A 14340-nucleotide genomic window follows, 5' to 3' on the forward strand; every position below is an offset into this window, starting at 1 on the left:
CCCACCCCCGTCATTCTCGTCAAGGCGCTCGTGCTCAATGGTCAAAATCAACAAGATCTACACGCGGACGGGAGACGATGGCACCACCGGGCTGGTGCGCGGGCCACGCCGCACCAAGCACGATCTGCGCATTGAAGCCTATGGCACGGTAGAAGAGGCCAATGCCTTCATCGGCAATGCGCGGCTGGCCAGCACCACCATGCCCAAGGTGGACAATGTGCTGTCGCGTGTTCAGAACGATCTTTTCGATGTCGGCTCGGATCTGGCGACGCCCGGGGCCGATACGCCTGACGCCGAATACCCCTCGCTGCGGGTGCGGGCAGTGCAGACCGACTGGCTCGAAAAGCAGATCGATCATTTCAACGCCGACATCAAGCCGCTGACGAGCTTCATCCTGCCCGGCGGCACGGCGCTGTCGGCGGCGCTTCATATCGCGCGCACGGTTACGCGGCGGGCCGAGCGCCTGGTTTCGGCGCTGGTCGAGGTGGAGCCGGACACGAGCAAGGAAGCCCTGCGCTATCTCAACCGGCTGTCGGATCTGCTCTTCGTGCTCGGACGCGTCGCCAATGCCAATGGCGAAAAGGACGTCTTGTGGGTGCCGGGCAATTATGGTGACGTCAACAAAGGCTGAGCACCTTTCGGCCCCCGTGAGGAGAGGCCGAATTGTTCCTGCCCCTGCATGATCTGAACCCGCACCGTCATGTCGATTTTCCCTATGTGACCTATGGGTTGATCGGGATCACGTTACTGGTCTTCCTCATCCAGTCCCTGCTGCCCCCGTCCGGCTTCGAGCGGGCGACGATCGAATTCGGCATGATCCCCATCGTGGTGCGGGATCTCTATCCCCAGCCGCTGCCCTGGCTGCCGGACTGGGCGACTTTGATCACCTACGCCTTCCTCCATGCAGACTGGCTGCACCTTCTGAGCAATATGCTGTTCCTCTGGGTGTTCGGGGACAATATCGAGGATGCGCTGGGGCATTTTCGGTTTCTGCTGTTTTACCTCGCCTGTGCCGTTCTGGCGGCGCTGGCGCATCTGGTGTTTAATTTCGACGGCAATGGGCCGCTGATCGGCGCCTCGGGCGCGGTCGCCGGGGTGATGGGCGCCTATATCCTGCTGTTTCCCCATGTGCGGGTGTTCGTGCTGGCGAAAATCGTCTGGTTCATCCCGCTGCCGGTGCCGGCCTTCTGGATGCTTGGCTTCTGGGTGGCCAGCCAGCTTTTCTATGCCCTCATCGGATCGAACGAGCCGGTGGCGTGGTGGGCGCATGTGGGGGGATTCGTGGCCGGGATTGGGCTGGCCACGGTGTTGCGGCGGCGGGGCGTGCCCTTGCTGGGTGGGCGATAGAAGGGGGTTTGTTTACCCTCGATCGGCTAGGCTCATCGCAGTTAGTATTGCGTTGGGACCAATAGCCGATGGAAGCCGATCTCGCTTCGACCCTTATTGCTGCGCGCTCGAACATGACGCAGCATTCCGTACAATTGGCGGTGGTCAAGAAGGCCCACGACATGCAGACGCAGCTGCTCGACATGCTGCTGCAGCCCGCCCAGGCGGTGTTGCCGCCCGGACAGGGCGGCAATGTGGACAAGACTGCTTGAGTTTTTCGGTCTTTCGCCCAGGGGCGTGTCTGAGGGCGCAGCCATTGGCGCTTAGCGCTCATGGCCTTGTCTCCCGGAATCTTTCCACTGGAGCGATTGTGCCTCTGGCCGGCGGTAAGCCCCTCACCCTAGAGCATTTCACCGCGTCGTTGACGCGATGAAATCACTCTAAGTCCTTGTTTTGTCGCGTTTCCGAACCGGAAAAGTGGTGTCCACTTTTCCTGGAAACGCTCCAACCCTCTCCCCGGTGGGGCGAGGGGACTTGGCCGGTGTGCTCGGCCAAAAAGTGCCCGCCCAAACTATCCCCGCAACCCGATCAGTGCCTCGATGACGGCGCGACCGTCCTTGCTGTGCCATTCGGCCGGGCCCTGCAGCACGGCAAGTTCGCAGCCTTCGGGATCGAGCAGCAGGGTTGCCGGCAGGCCCACCGCCACGGCTTCGCGCTTGAGCCTGTCGAAGGCGGCGAACGTGTTGTCGGCATAGAGCGGCAAATTCTTGAACTGACCCTCGTCCAGAAATTCCTGCGCCTTGGCGAGGCCGCCTTCGCCGATATCGAGGTTGATCGGCACCACCTGGAATTGATCCGAATTGTAATCGGTGGCGATCTCGTCGAGCGCCGGCATTTCCTCGCGGCAGGGGACACACCAGCTGGCCCAGAAATTGACCAGCAACGATTTTCCGGAGAAATCGGCCAGAGTCATCTCTTTGCCGGTCTCGTCCTTGAACGCCATGTCGGCATAGCCACGGCCCTGTCCCGTCCCGTTGAGCGCGGCCAGTTCGCCTACCGCCGCGGCATCGACGATCTGGGCTGCTGCGACATTGGCGGGGCAGGAGTTGGCGGAGGCGGCATTGCCGAGATAAAACCACGCCGCTATAGCTACGCCCATTCCGGCCAGACCCAGCCCCAGGACGAACGGCATATTGTTCCGACCGGCTGATTGGGTGGTGCTGGGTTTCGACATGGACTTCTCCGAAAGGTATCCGATGAGCAACAAGATGTGGGGCGGACGCTTCGCTACCGGCCCCGACGCCATCATGGAAGAGATCAACGCTTCGATCGGATTTGATCAGCGCCTCTACCGCCAGGATATTGCCGGATCGAAGGCCCATGCGACAATGCTCGAAGCCACGGGCATTTTGACGCGAGAGGACCGCGACGCCATCCTCGCCGGTCTAGACGAGGTGCTCTCCGAAATCGAGAACGGCACGTTCACATTCTCGCGGGCCCTGGAAGACATTCATATGAATGTGGAAAGCCGGCTGCGCGAAAAGATCGGCGACGCTGCCGGGCGCCTGCATACGGCGCGCTCGCGCAACGACCAGGTGGCCACCGATTTCCGCCTCTATGTGCGCGACACCATCGACACGCTGGTGACCCAGATCGAAACGCTGCAGCTTGGCCTCGTGACCCGTGCCGAGGAGGAAGCCGAGACGATCCTGCCCGGCTTTACCCATTTGCAGAACGCCCAGCCGGTGACCTTTGGCCATCATCTGCTCGCCTATGTCGAAATGCTGGGCCGCGATGCCGGCCGCCTCGTCGATGCGCGCAAGCGGCTCAACGAAAACCCGCTGGGCTCGGCCGCGCTCGCCGGCACGCCCTATCCGATCAATCGCGAGATGACGGCCGAGGCGCTGGGCTTTGACCGGCCGACCGCCAATTCGCTCGATGCGGTATCGGATCGCGATTTCATCCTCGAGACGCTTGCTGCCGCCTCGATCTGCGCCATGCATCTCAGCCGCCTTGCCGAGGAAATGGTGATCTGGTCGAGCGCCCAGTTCGGCTTCATCAAGCTTTCGGACAAGTTCACCACCGGCTCGTCGATCATGCCGCAAAAACGCAATCCGGACGCTGCCGAGCTGGTCCGCGCCAAGATCGGGCGGATCCTGGGGGCGCTGACCTCGCTGCTCGTGGTGATGAAGGGGCTGCCGCTCGCCTATTCCAAGGATATGCAGGAAGACAAGGAAGTCGCCTTCGACGCCCTCGACGCCCTGTCCCTCTCGCTCGCGGCCATGACCGGCATGGTCGCCGACATGGCTCCGAACCGCGAAAAAATGCATGCGTCGGCTTCCGCAGGCTTTTCGACGGCCACCGACGTGGCCGACTGGCTGGTGCGTGAGCTCAACATTCCGTTCCGCGACGCCCACCATATTACCGGGCAGGTCGTGGCGCTGGCCGAAGCCAAGAATTGCGGGCTCGAAGGCCTCACGATCGAGGATTTCAAGACCATCGACGAGCGCATCGACAGCCGCATTCACAAGGTTCTCACCGTCGAAGCCTCGGTCGCGGCGCGAAAATCCTATGGCGGTACGGCGCCGGCCAATGTGTTTGCACAGGCGGCGCGCTGGAAAAGCCTGCTCACCGGCGAGGCTCACGAGCCGCGTGCCCTCAAGGGCAAGAAGCATGGTGGCCATGGCGATGGCGGGATCGAATAGGGCGTTTGCCGCTCAATTCGAGCGCTAGAGCCATTGAGAACGGGGCTGCCGCTTTTGCGGCGGCCCGCAAATAGATTTAACGCGGCCCCTTCTACTCGGGATCGGCCCGGCCTTTGCCGGGTGATATCTGGGGCGCTGGGCCAATCAGGGGCGAAAAATTGGTCCACCATTTCAACCATCGCGACGGCGTGCTTTTTGCCGAGGACGTCAATGTCAACGAACTCGCCGAGAAGGTGGGGACGCCGTTTTACGTCTATTCCAGCGCTACGCTGCGCCGCCATGTGCGGGTGGTGCGCCAGGCCTTCGATGGCATTCCGATGCTGATGGCCTATGCGATGAAGGCCAATTCCAATCAGGCCGTGCTCAAGCTCATGGCCTCGGAAGGCTGTGGCGCCGACGTGGTTTCGGGCGGCGAGCTACAGCGGGCACTGGCGGCTGGCATTCCGGCCGAGAAGATCGTGTTCTCGGGTGTGGCCAAGACCGTTGCTGAAATGCGGCAGGGGCTCCAGGCGGGGATCAAGTGCTTCAACGTCGAGAGCGAGCCGGAGCTGGAGCGCCTCTCCATGGTCGCTTCCGATCTGGGACTGACCGCGAAAGTCTCGGTGCGCATCAATCCCGATGTCGATGCGCGCACCCATGCCAAGATATCGACCGGCAAGAGCGAGAACAAGTTCGGCATTTCCTATAAGCGCGCCCGTGAGGTTTATGCCCGGATCGCACAATTGCCCAATATCGAGGCGGTGGGCGTCGATATGCATATCGGCAGTCAGATCACCGATCTCGAGCCGTTCGGCAATGCCTTCGGGCTGATGGCCGAACTGGTGACGGCGCTGCGGGCGGATGGGCACACCATTCATCACGTCGATATCGGGGGCGGTCTCGGCATCCCCTACAATGTCGACGAAGAAGCGCCGCCCCATCCGGAAGCCTATGCCGCCGTCGTGCGCGACAGGGTCGGCCAGCTGGGTTGCTCGCTGGTGATCGAGCCGGGACGCCTGCTCGTGGGCAATGCCGGCATTCTCGTCACCAAGGTGGAATATGTGAAGGAGGGGCAGAGCAATTTCATCATCGTCGATGCGGCGATGAACGATCTCATCCGCCCCACGCTCTATGAGGCCCATCACGAGATCCAGCCGGTCAATCCGTCGAACCTGCCGCCGATCACGGGCGACATTGTCGGCCCGGTCTGCGAGACGGGCGACTACCTGGCCAAGGGACGCACCATTGCCGGGGTCAAGGAAGGGGATCTGCTGGCCGTGATGAGCGCCGGCGCTTATGGGGCGGTGATGGCGTCCACCTACAATTCGCGTCCGCTGATTCCAGAAGTGCTGGTGGATGGCGACCGCTGGCACGTCATCCGCCCGCGCAAGAGCATCGAGGAATTGCTGGCGCTGGATAGTGTGCCAGACTGGGTTTGAGCGCTTCCTGATCACCGAAAACCCCCACCTAACCTCCCTCTGATAGGGGGAGGAACCGATCGCGTGTGCGGGGCGGGGCTAAAACCCGAGCTGCCGGCGAACCTGCTCGGCGGTGGCACCCTGGGCGCGCAGGTCGGCGAGAGTTTGCGAGCCCTTTGACTTGCTCAGCTTCTGGCCGCTGTCATCGAGCAGCAGGCGGTGGAAGTGATAATAGGGCGTGGGCAGGCCCAAGAGCATCTGCAAGAGCACATGAATATCGGTCGCGGCCTCCATGTCGCGGCCGCGCGTGACATGGGTGACACCTTGCGCCGCATCGTCAATGACGACGCTCAAATGGTAGCTCGTCGGAATGTCTTTCCTCTGCAGCACCACATCGCCCCAACGCTGCGGCCGGGCATAGCGGATTTGCGGTCGATCCAGAATTGTCGGGCCGATTACCGAAAAGGAGAGCGAACGGGTCATCTCCAGCGCGGCCTCGACATCGAGGCGGAACTGGACGGGATCGCCGCGCTCGAGCCGCTCGATACGCTCGGCATTGGACAGGTGCCGGCAGGTCCCCGGATAAAGCGGCGCGCCTTCGGGATCGGGTTCGCTCGCATGGGCGGCGATGTCGGTGCGGCTGCAAAAGCAGGGATAGAGCAGATCCATGGCGCGTAGCCGATTGGCCGCGTCCATATAGATCTCGAACCGGTCCGACTGGTGCATGACCGGCTCGGGCCAGGAAAGGCCCAGCCAATGCAGATCCTCGAAGATGGCTGCGGTAAATTCGGGTTTACACCGGTTGGTGTCGATGTCCTCGATGCGTAAATGCGCAGTGCCCCCCAAAAGGTCGGCGGCGCGCCAGGTAATGAGCGCGGACAAGGCATGGCCGAGATGCAGGCGGCCATTGGGGCTTGGGGCGAAACGGAGAAGCGGTTTGGACATAATTTTATCCCCTAGCATTGCAGGACCAGTGTCGTCACCGCGCATCGACACGGAAGACGGCGTGGCCTGGCATCTCGACGCCCTTGTCGAGCGGGTGCCGCTCCTCCTGCCGATGCGGGACAGGGTCGGAGTGGTTTCACCCCGCGTCAATCCCACCGGATTTGCGGGGCTGGCCAAGGTTGTCTGCGGGCAGCAGCTGTCCGTGCAGAGCGCGGCGGCAATCTGGGGGCGATTCGAAAAACTACCCGGCGCCACCGCGCCAGAAGGCTATCTGGCGCTGAGCGAAGAGGAAGTCCGCGGGATCGGCTTCTCGCGCGGAAAATTCGTCACCATGCGCGGCGTGGCCGAGGCGGTGGTGTCCGGAGCGCTGGATTTTGCCACCGTCGATGCCCTGCCGGCCGAGGAGGCGATTGCGGCGCTGACCGCGCTCAAGGGCATCGGGCCCTGGACGGCAGAGGTTTACCTGCTGTTTTGCGCCGCGCATCCGGATGTGTTTCCCGCCGGTGATCTGGCGCTGCTCAAGGCGGCGCATCACGGGCTCGGGCTTGACGCGCGGCCGACGATCAAGGAGATGATCGCGCTCGCGGCCGAATGGGCGCCGCACCGTTCGGCGGCGGCGCTTCTGTTCTGGCGCTATTTTGCCGCCCTGCGCGACCGGGAAGGAATTCTGCTGTGACCAAGCTTTCAGGCCCCATGCTGGCACCGACCAATGGCGAAGCGCCGGACAGTGCGGTGGTGCTGCTGCATGGCTATGGCAGCGACGGCAATGATCTGATCGGGCTCGCGCCACACTGGCAGGATGCGTTGCCGGGCGCGATCTTCGTTTCGCCCCATGCGCCCGAGCCGGCCGGGATGATCGGAGCCGGGTTCCAGTGGTTCGCCATCGATTTTGGTGGGGATCGGCTGGCCAGCCGCCAGACTGGCGTGCTGAAGGCTCGGCCGGTGCTGGAAGAGTTCCTCAACGACCTCTGGACCCAGACCGGCATCAAGCCGGAGAGGACCGTCCTGGTGGGGTTCAGCCAGGGCGCGATGATGGCGCTGCATGTGGGCATGGCCCTTCCGCAGCGTTTGATGGGCGTTGTCGGTTTTTCCGGGGCGTTTCTGGCCCCGGAGGGCTTTGGCCCCGGCGCCACCAATGGCACGCCGGTTTGCCTCGTGCACGGCGACATGGATGATGTCGTAGAGCCCGCGCGCAGCGCCGAAGCGGCCGCGGAACTGAAAGCTGCCGGCGTTGATGTGGCCTATCACGTCAGCCGCGGTGTCGGGCACGGCATCGCCCCCGATGGCCTTGGTTTTGCGACCCAATTCCTGGCCGACCAAGCCGCGAAATAGTTAACAAAGCCGCTTCACAGCCCTGACACAAAGGGCATAGTATAAGCGAGCTATGGACCTATTTGCTTCCCGTTTCGGGAGACTCTCGTGACCATACATGTGTCGCCAGAGGCCTGTCCCGCCCTCGTGCTGAACGCCGATTTCCGGCCTCTCAGCTATTACCCACTCTCGTTATGGTCGTGGCAGGACGCGATCAAGGCGGTGTGCCTGGAGCGGGTCAATATCGTCTCGCTCTACGACACTGTGGTGCATTCGCCCAGCTTCGAGATGCGGCTCCCGAGCGTCGTGGCGCTCAAGGATTATGTTACGCCCGCTCGCCATCCGGCCTTCACCCGCTTCAATGTATTCCTCCGCGATCGCTTCCAGTGCCAATATTGCGGGTCGCGGGATGATCTGACGTTCGATCACGTCATTCCCCGCTCCAAGGGCGGCCTGACGACGTGGGAGAACGTGGTGGCGGCCTGCGCGCCGTGCAATCTCAAGAAGGCCAACCGGCTGCCGCGCGAGATCAAAATGTTCCCGCACCAGACGCCCTACGCGCCGACGGTTTATGATCTCCACAATAACGGCCGGGCCTTCCCGCCCAACCATCTGCACAAAAGCTGGCTCGACTATCTCTACTGGGACATCGAGCTCGAGCCCTGAGGGCTTGTTGGTCGCGGCGTTAATAACTATTATTGGCTTGGGCCGGTCATAGGAGATTTGTCATGGCGATCAGCGCTGATCTGGGACAGGTGCTCGAAAAGGTCGTGAACGATCTGGTCGAGAACGGGCGCTACAATTCCAAGAGCGAAGTCCTGCGCGAAGGCGTGAGGCTGGTGCAGGAGCGCGAGGCGCGGCTGCGCGAGATGGATGCGATGATCCAGGCCGGACTTGACGATATTGATGCTGGCAGGACGATCCCGGCGGAAGAGGTTTTTGCCGAGTTGAGATTGCTGGTCGCGGAGCTGGCACAGAAGAAGGCGTCGTGATGCGTTTGCGCTTCTCGCGTGACGCCAAGCAAGATTTGTTTGAGATTGTTCGCTATATCGCCCAGGACAATTCGCTTAGGGCCAGTAGTTTTGCCGACGAACTGATGCTGGCGTGCCAGGAGCTCGCCGATCAGCCGGAGCGGTTCGCCGTCCTCAATCGATACGCGGATCGCGAACTGCGCCGCAGGCCCTATGGAAACTATTCGATCATCTACACCGTCGGATCGGAAGCCGTGTTTATCGTCCGGATTGTCTCGTCGGCACGCGATCTCGACGCGCTGATCGACTAGCCCTTCCGGCGGGCCTGGAAGACCATGGCGAAGGCGAGGAGGACAACGATGGCAAGCGAGATCAGCGCGTTGTAGCCGGCCAGCGACAGGCCGAGGAAGCGGAACTGCACGACGTCGCAGCCGATGACGGGGGTCATGCTGTTGAGCTGGTCGAAGCTGAAGCTCTCGCCAACGCCGGTGCAGGCGGTGGGACCGGGCCAAAAACCCCATTCAACCCCGGCGTGGTAGCTCGCCATATAGGTGCCCCAGGCAAAGATTGCGGTGGCGATCGCCATCAATGCGAACCAGAGCGCCAGGGGCAGCCGGTTCCACAGGACCAGGACCCCCAGAAGGATCGGCAGGCCGATATAATAGGCCATGCGTTGCTCGAGGCAGAGCTCGCAGGGGTAGAGCCCGCCAATATATTGGGAGGCGAGGGCCCCCAGGATTGTTGCCAGACCCAGCAGAAATGCCAGGCCGGACGCGAGTTTATCAAGGGGACGGAGAGTGGCTGCCATGATCGGCCTCAGTGTGACGCTGCTTCGCCCTTAGCCTTGCTCTAAGGCAAAAGCCAGATGGGCACGTGCTCGTGATTACGAAAACTCCGTGCCCGAGATCACGGAAACCCGTGCTCGAGATCACGGAAACCCGTGCTCGAGATCACGGAAGCCCGCGATCGAGATCAGGAATAGGCTCTTACGCCAAGCTCTTGCGCAAGGGCCATGGCGTTGGCCGGCGCATGCAGTTTGTCCTCGTGGACGAAATAGGCGTAGCAGTCGTGGCCAGCCTCGCGCCAGCCGGCCATGGTCTTTGCCAGATCGGCAATGTCGGCACTTTCATAGCCGGCAGCATCGGGACGGGCTGGGCCCTGGAGTCGGCAGTAGGCGAAATCGGCGGTGAGGTCGCGACGCGGATTGTCCGGCGTGTCGGCAATGACGCGGGCGATATTGTGCTGGCGCAACAGGGCGTCGACGGACGGATCATCGAAGCTCGGGTGGCGCATTTCGATGGCGTGGCGGATCAATGTGACGCCATTTGGCTCGAGATAGGGCGGCTGCTTGACGCCGTCCGCGGCGGCGGCGAGGCGCAGATAGGCGTCGACATCCTGTGGCAGGAGATTGAGAAATGTCTCAAAGCTTGCCGCGTCGAAGGCGAGATTGGGCGGCAATTGCCAGATGAAGGGCCCGAGCCGGTCGCCAAGGGCCAGTGGGCCGGAGGCGAAGAAATTGGCGAGGGCGGGCGCGCAATCCTTCAAGCGCTTGATATGGGTAACGAGTTGCGGGCCCTTGATCGAAAACTGGAAGCCGTCCGGTGTCTCGCCCGCCCATTTGGCAAAGCTCGCCGGCTTCTGGTTGGCGCGGAAGGTGGCGTTGATCTCGATGCTGGTCAGGTGGCGGCTGGCATGGTGCAGTTCCTTTTTCTGCACCAGCCCCTCGGGAAAGAAGGTGCCGCGCCAAGGCTCGAATACCCAGCCGGCGGTTCCTGTGCGAATTGTGCCCTTGGTGGTCATGGCGCTCTCCCTTGGCCTCAAGCTTGGACAAGGGGAGTGACCTTGGCAAGCTCTCGCTGTTGTGAATGGGGGGCATGCGCGCGCGGTAATCATTTTTTGCCGTATTTGGGTGCATGGTGAACGAAACCTTGCCGGGGGCAGATTCGATTGCGAAGACCCGATTTCGTTTCCATGGCTGCCCTGGCCTTCGTCTCGGCTGCGTCGCAGGCCGCGACGGCTTGCGACGTGCTCGACATGCGCCCCGGTGGAACCGTGGTGGAAGTGACCGACGGCGATACGGTTGTGCTCGATGATGGAAGGCGGGTGCGGCTGATCGGCACGCAGGCGCCGAAACTGCCGCTGGGACGCGAGGATTTCGATATCTGGCCGCTGGCTCCCCAATCCCAGAACGTGCTGGCGGAGCTGGCCCTCAACAAATCCGTGCGCCTCGGTTTTGGCGGCGAAGCAATGGACCGCCACGAGCGGGTGCTGGCGCATATGTTTGTTGCCGAAGGCGCGCAGGAACACTGGGCGCAGTTGCACATGATCGAAAAAGGCATGGCGCGGGTCTATTCTTTCCCCGATAACCGCAAATGTCTCGATGTGTTGCTGGCGGCCGAGGCCCGTGCGCGCTCTGCGCGGCTTGGCATTTGGGCCGATCCCTATTACAGCGTTCGGGCGGCGGACAAAGCGGACGATCTGCTCAAACGCGCAGGGCATTATGAATTGGTGGAAGGCCGGGTGCTCCTCGCCGACCGCCAGGGCAGCCGCGTCTATCTCAATTTCGGCCGGTTCTGGAAAGAGGACTTCACGGCCGTGATCGAGGCATCGGCGTTGCGGCTGTTTACGGCAGACAAGCTGGATCCATTGGCGCTTGAGGGGGCGCTGGTGCGTATCCGTGGATGGGTGGACGATCGGGATGGTCCGCGCATCGAAATTACCCATCCCGAACAGATTGAGGTCTTGGCGACGCAATGACGGCGCTTTCCCTGCATAAATTCCTGCGCGTCGGCATCCTGGCAACGTCCCTCCTGGCGCTGTCGGCCTGCTCGTCGCTGACAGGCTCCGGCATCAGCGTCAGCCAGACCGGGGACCGCCCGGCGCCAACCGTCGTGCCGGCTGGTACTGAGCCCGACGACGTGGTCATCGGGCGACGCGAGCATCCGCGCATCATCGCGGCCTATGGTGGGGTGTATTCCGACCGCCAGGCCGAAATCATGGTGGCGCGCATTGTCGGGCGGCTGCTGGCGGCCGCCGACCAGCCCAATGCCCAGTTCCAGGTGACGATTCTCGATACGTCCGAGGTCAATGCGTTTGCGCTGCCGGGCGGCTATATCTATGTGACGCGCGGCATCCTGGCTCTCGCCTCCGATACGAGCGAGCTGGCTGCGGTGCTGGCGCACGAGATCGCCCACGTGACGCTGCGCCATGCGCGGGCGCGCACCGACAAGACACGGACCACCCAGATCGTCGACCGGGTGATTACCGGCATTTTCGGCGGCGACGTCTCAACCGACGCCACGGCCAATCGCACCCGTCAGTCGCTGGCTGCCTTCGGGCAGAACCAAGAGCTGGAAGCGGACCGTGAAGGCATCAAATTTGCCGGCAAGGCGGGATATGATCCCCAGGCGGCGGCGCGTTTTCTTGGCGTCATGAGCCGGTTCGCGGCCTTTTCGGCCGGCACCAGCGCGGGCGAGGACGGGTTCCTGTCCTCCCACCCCTCGACGCCAGCGCGCATCAGCAAGGCAATGGACACGGCGCAATCCATGTTCGGCCCCTCGGGCCTTGGTGAAACCGATCGTGACGGCTATCTGGCGGCGATTTCGGGCATGGCCTTCGGCGACAGCCCGGCGCAGGGTTCGATCGTGGGGCAGCGCTTCATCCATCCGCGGTCCAAATTCTCGTTCACCGTGCCGCAGGGTTACACGCTGCAATCGGCGCAAAGCGCCGTGGTTGGCGTGGCGGGCGACGGCGAGGCCGTGCGGTTCGACAGTGCCGATGTGCAGCCGAGCATGGCGCTGACCGATTATCTGAAATCGGGCTGGATCGCCGGGCTCAAGGCGGAGACGGTCAAGGCGCATAATTACAACGGTATCGACATGGCCTCGGGCCTGGCGCAGACCGATCAGTGGTTTTTCCGCGTGGCCGTGATGCGGCTCGATGGGGCGGTCTATCGCTTCATCTTTGCCGCCAAGGCCGACAGTGCGCGCTTTGCTAGTGGCGCGGAGGCGACGATCCAGAGCTTCCGCCGTGCCGATGCAAGCGATCTCAACCAGATCCGCAAGCTGACGACGCGCGTCGTTACCGCCAAGAGCGGCGACAATGCCGATAGTCTCGCGCGGCAGATGGCCAATATCCCGGGTGGACGCGAGCTGTTCTATATCCTCAACAATCTCTATCCGGGCGACCCCGTGGCGACCGGGCAGAAGTACAAGATCGTTGCGCTGAACTAGAGGGGATGGCCGTCGTCCGCGCTGGCCGTGCCTCGATATTCGTCCAAAACGCCGTTCTATTCTCGGGCCTGGCCTGGAGCCGCTGATCGAGTGATCTACGCGTGGAGACAGGCCCTCGGATCAAGTCCGAGGGCAGCGCGGCGCGTGGGAATGAAATGGATCACAAGGCCACAGTGAATTTGGCCTTCCGACAGGGGGGCCGCTCTCGTGACAAATGTCCTAGAGCAGATCACACAAGGCGGCGATCAACGGCTCATCAGCTGGGGGCATGGGGTAGTCGCGCAGGGTCTGCGGGCGGACCCATTTAAGGGCCTTGTGTTCGCTGGCGGTGGGCGTGCCCTGCCAGCGGCGGCAGGCATAGAGCGGCATCAACAGATGCATGTGTTCGTAGGAGTGGCTGGCAAAGGACACCGGGGCCAGGCAGGCTTCCTTGGTCTCGATCCCCAGCTCTTCGCGCAATTCGCGGATAAGCGCGGCCTCGGGCGTTTCGCCCGGCTCTATTTTGCCGCCGGGAAATTCCCACATGCCGGCCATGTGCTTGCCTTCCGGGCGCTGGGCAATGAGTACGCGGCGATCGGCATCGACGAGGGCGCAGGCGACGACGAGCAGGATAGGCTTGTCGGTCACGATCTCAGTCACTTGGGCGCTCCGGGGATGCGGTAGTGGTAATCATATTGATGCGCGTAGCCGAGCCCGGAATAGAGCGCGAGCGCGGCGGTATTGCCGGCTTCGACATTGACAGCGGCTGCATGCGCGCCTTCGCGCCGAGCCCAGGCGAAGCCTGAATTCATCATCGCCTTGCCCAGACCCTGGCGGCGGCGGGTGCTGTCGGTGATGACATTGCCAGCGACAACGATGCCATCGGCGATTGCCATGATCGCGGAAGCAACCGCTTCGCCATCGCGGGTGAGGACGATGCCAGTGGCCGGCGTCTTTATCGCGGCGGTGAGGTTTTGCAGACCCTGCAGCGTCGCTGCGTCATAGTCTCGCAATTTCTGCTGTGCCGCGAGGAAACGCGGGTCGCCCAGTGACAAGAATTCGGCCTGCGGGTCGGCTTCGCGATCGTCGAGAGCCATGGCGTAGACATGGCTGGCGCCGATCGTTTGCCAGCCGGATTCGTCGAGCGTGGCGCTCAACTCATATGGCGCGAGCGGGGTGATGCGGAAGACCGGCTTGACCTGGCGGATGATCATCCAGGTGCAGGCAGAGATGACACGCAGGTCGGCGTCCTCAAAGTCATCCGGATCAAGGCATTGGACGGAATTGGCGCGCTTGGTGTAGCCGCCGGCAGCGCGGCGCACCCACGAGCCGTCCCATTTTTCTTCGATGCCGGGCCAGGCCTTGAGGCCGGCCCGTTCGATAGCTTCGGTATCAGGGAGGGAGGTGGACATAGTGTCATCCGGCTTTTTGGGACATCCCCTCACCCTAATCCTCTCCCCGGAGGGGCAAGAGG

Annotated in this window: 18 protein-coding genes; 12 read left to right on the forward strand and 6 right to left on the reverse strand. The window is 62.7% G+C overall.

Translation table 11 applies throughout. The annotated features are described in order from the left end of the window. Positions 1 to 37 precede the first annotated feature (37 nt). The 3 genes from N0P34_RS02580 (at position 38) to N0P34_RS02590 (ending at position 1598) form a co-directional block, all read left to right on the forward strand. On the forward strand, positions 38 to 631 hold the full coding sequence (locus N0P34_RS02580) for a cob(I)yrinic acid a,c-diamide adenosyltransferase (RefSeq protein WP_275605469.1): 594 nt from the start codon (positions 38 to 40) through the stop codon (positions 629 to 631). A 32-nt stretch (positions 632 to 663) separates the two neighbouring features. Then, positions 664 to 1347 carry a rhomboid family intramembrane serine protease gene (locus N0P34_RS02585; RefSeq protein WP_275605470.1) on the forward strand — a complete coding sequence of 228 codons (684 nt, stop codon included), beginning with the start codon at positions 664 to 666 and terminating at the stop codon, positions 1345 to 1347. Positions 1348 to 1415: 68 nt separating this feature from the next. Next, on the forward strand, positions 1416 to 1598 hold the full coding sequence (locus N0P34_RS02590; RefSeq protein ID WP_275605471.1) for a putative motility protein: 183 nt from the start codon (positions 1416 to 1418) through the stop codon (positions 1596 to 1598). Between the two features lie 299 nt (positions 1599 to 1897). Here N0P34_RS02590 and N0P34_RS02595 read toward each other — a convergent pair whose 3' ends face one another. Continuing rightward, positions 1898 to 2560 carry a TlpA disulfide reductase family protein gene (locus N0P34_RS02595; protein ID WP_275605472.1) on the reverse strand — a complete coding sequence of 221 codons (663 nt, stop codon included), beginning with the start codon at positions 2558 to 2560 and terminating at the stop codon, positions 1898 to 1900. A gap of 22 nt (positions 2561 to 2582) precedes the next feature. Here N0P34_RS02595 and argH point away from each other — a divergent pair, with 22 nt between their 5' ends. Continuing rightward, positions 2583 to 4031: an argininosuccinate lyase gene (argH, locus tag N0P34_RS02600; RefSeq protein ID WP_275605473.1), complete on the forward strand. Its 1449-nt coding sequence runs from the start codon at positions 2583 to 2585 to the stop codon at positions 4029 to 4031. A gap of 158 nt (positions 4032 to 4189) precedes the next feature. Beyond that, on the forward strand, positions 4190 to 5449 hold the full coding sequence (lysA, locus tag N0P34_RS02605) for a diaminopimelate decarboxylase (protein ID WP_275605474.1): 1260 nt from the start codon (positions 4190 to 4192) through the stop codon (positions 5447 to 5449). 78 nt (positions 5450 to 5527) lie between these two features. On the opposite strand, the gene gluQRS is transcribed toward lysA, so the two are convergent. Further along, positions 5528 to 6373 (reverse strand): tRNA glutamyl-Q(34) synthetase GluQRS, encoded by an 846-nt coding sequence (gluQRS, locus tag N0P34_RS02610; RefSeq protein WP_275605475.1) that lies wholly within the window; start codon positions 6371 to 6373, stop codon positions 5528 to 5530. Between the two features lie 28 nt (positions 6374 to 6401). On the opposite strand from gluQRS, the gene N0P34_RS02615 reads away from it, so the two are divergent. The 5 genes from N0P34_RS02615 to N0P34_RS02635 all read left to right on the forward strand — a co-directional run bounded on the left by N0P34_RS02615 (position 6402) and on the right by N0P34_RS02635 (position 8966). Continuing rightward, on the forward strand, positions 6402 to 7049 hold the full coding sequence (locus N0P34_RS02615; RefSeq protein WP_275605476.1) for a DNA-3-methyladenine glycosylase 2 family protein: 648 nt from the start codon (positions 6402 to 6404) through the stop codon (positions 7047 to 7049). Then, the gene (locus tag N0P34_RS02620; RefSeq protein ID WP_275605477.1) at positions 7046 to 7705 is read left to right on the forward strand and encodes a prolyl oligopeptidase family serine peptidase; all 660 of its coding nucleotides are present in this window, start codon (positions 7046 to 7048) and stop codon (positions 7703 to 7705) included. The genes N0P34_RS02615 and N0P34_RS02620 overlap by 4 nt, the downstream gene beginning before the upstream one ends. Before the next feature lie 87 nt (positions 7706 to 7792). After that, on the forward strand, positions 7793 to 8350 hold the full coding sequence (locus N0P34_RS02625) for an HNH endonuclease (RefSeq protein WP_275605478.1): 558 nt from the start codon (positions 7793 to 7795) through the stop codon (positions 8348 to 8350). 62 nt (positions 8351 to 8412) lie between these two features. After that, positions 8413 to 8676 (forward strand): type II toxin-antitoxin system ParD family antitoxin, encoded by a 264-nt coding sequence (locus tag N0P34_RS02630; protein WP_275605479.1) that lies wholly within the window; start codon positions 8413 to 8415, stop codon positions 8674 to 8676. Continuing rightward, complete coding sequence (locus N0P34_RS02635; RefSeq protein WP_275605480.1) at positions 8676 to 8966, forward strand: type II toxin-antitoxin system RelE/ParE family toxin; 291 nt, start codon at positions 8676 to 8678, stop codon at positions 8964 to 8966. The genes N0P34_RS02630 and N0P34_RS02635 overlap by 1 nt, the downstream gene beginning before the upstream one ends. Here the strand turns inward: N0P34_RS02635 and N0P34_RS02640 are convergent. Both N0P34_RS02640 and N0P34_RS02645 read right to left on the reverse strand, forming a co-directional pair. Beyond that, complete coding sequence (locus N0P34_RS02640; RefSeq protein WP_275605481.1) at positions 8963 to 9463, reverse strand: disulfide bond formation protein B; 501 nt, start codon at positions 9461 to 9463, stop codon at positions 8963 to 8965. The genes N0P34_RS02635 and N0P34_RS02640 overlap by 4 nt on opposite strands. A 164-nt stretch (positions 9464 to 9627) precedes the next feature. After that, positions 9628 to 10455, reverse strand: a complete 828-nt coding sequence (locus N0P34_RS02645) for a DUF72 domain-containing protein (protein WP_275605482.1) — start codon at positions 10453 to 10455, stop codon at positions 9628 to 9630. Between the two features lie 147 nt (positions 10456 to 10602). On the opposite strand from N0P34_RS02645, the gene N0P34_RS02650 reads away from it, so the two are divergent. Then, a complete protein-coding gene (locus N0P34_RS02650; protein ID WP_275605483.1) occupies positions 10603 to 11412 on the forward strand; it encodes a thermonuclease family protein in 810 nt (269 codons plus the stop codon). After that, entirely contained in the window at positions 11409 to 12887 is a 1479-nt protein-coding gene (locus N0P34_RS02655) for a M48 family metalloprotease (protein WP_275605484.1), read from the forward strand. Before N0P34_RS02650 ends, N0P34_RS02655 begins: the two co-directional genes overlap by 4 nt. Before the next feature lie 219 nt (positions 12888 to 13106). Here the strand turns inward: N0P34_RS02655 and mutT are convergent, their stop codons facing one another. Beyond that, complete coding sequence (mutT, locus tag N0P34_RS02660; protein WP_275607058.1) at positions 13107 to 13514, reverse strand: 8-oxo-dGTP diphosphatase MutT; 408 nt, start codon at positions 13512 to 13514, stop codon at positions 13107 to 13109. A gap of 8 nt (positions 13515 to 13522) precedes the next feature. Next, positions 13523 to 14278: a GNAT family N-acetyltransferase gene (locus tag N0P34_RS02665; RefSeq protein WP_275605485.1), complete on the reverse strand. Its 756-nt coding sequence runs from the start codon at positions 14276 to 14278 to the stop codon at positions 13523 to 13525. Between the last annotated feature and the right edge of the window lie 62 nt (positions 14279 to 14340).

This window comes from Devosia sp. FJ2-5-3 (assembly GCF_029201545.1).
Lineage (GTDB): Bacteria > Pseudomonadota > Alphaproteobacteria > Rhizobiales > Devosiaceae > Devosia.

What these genes read in the sequence shown, in the direction of transcription:
- N0P34_RS02665 (WP_275605485.1), bottom strand. Translation starts at nt 14,278, where the DNA reads ATGTCCACCTCCCTCCCTGATACCGAAGCTATCGAACGGGCCGGCCTC.
- N0P34_RS02645 (WP_275605482.1), bottom strand. Translation starts at nt 10,455, where the DNA reads ATGACCACCAAGGGCACAATTCGCACAGGAACCGCCGGCTGGGTATTC.
- N0P34_RS02630 (WP_275605479.1), top strand. Translation starts at nt 8,413, where the DNA reads ATGGCGATCAGCGCTGATCTGGGACAGGTGCTCGAAAAGGTCGTGAAC.
- N0P34_RS02655 (WP_275605484.1), top strand. Translation starts at nt 11,409, where the DNA reads ATGACGGCGCTTTCCCTGCATAAATTCCTGCGCGTCGGCATCCTGGCA.
- N0P34_RS02595 (WP_275605472.1), bottom strand. Translation starts at nt 2,560, where the DNA reads ATGTCGAAACCCAGCACCACCCAATCAGCCGGTCGGAACAATATGCCG.
- N0P34_RS02580 (WP_275605469.1), top strand. Translation starts at nt 38, where the DNA reads ATGGTCAAAATCAACAAGATCTACACGCGGACGGGAGACGATGGCACC.
- N0P34_RS02635 (WP_275605480.1), top strand. Translation starts at nt 8,676, where the DNA reads ATGCGTTTGCGCTTCTCGCGTGACGCCAAGCAAGATTTGTTTGAGATT.
- argH (WP_275605473.1), top strand. Translation starts at nt 2,583, where the DNA reads ATGAGCAACAAGATGTGGGGCGGACGCTTCGCTACCGGCCCCGACGCC.
- N0P34_RS02640 (WP_275605481.1), bottom strand. Translation starts at nt 9,463, where the DNA reads ATGGCAGCCACTCTCCGTCCCCTTGATAAACTCGCGTCCGGCCTGGCA.
- N0P34_RS02590 (WP_275605471.1), top strand. Translation starts at nt 1,416, where the DNA reads ATGGAAGCCGATCTCGCTTCGACCCTTATTGCTGCGCGCTCGAACATG.
- gluQRS (WP_275605475.1), bottom strand. Translation starts at nt 6,373, where the DNA reads ATGTCCAAACCGCTTCTCCGTTTCGCCCCAAGCCCCAATGGCCGCCTG.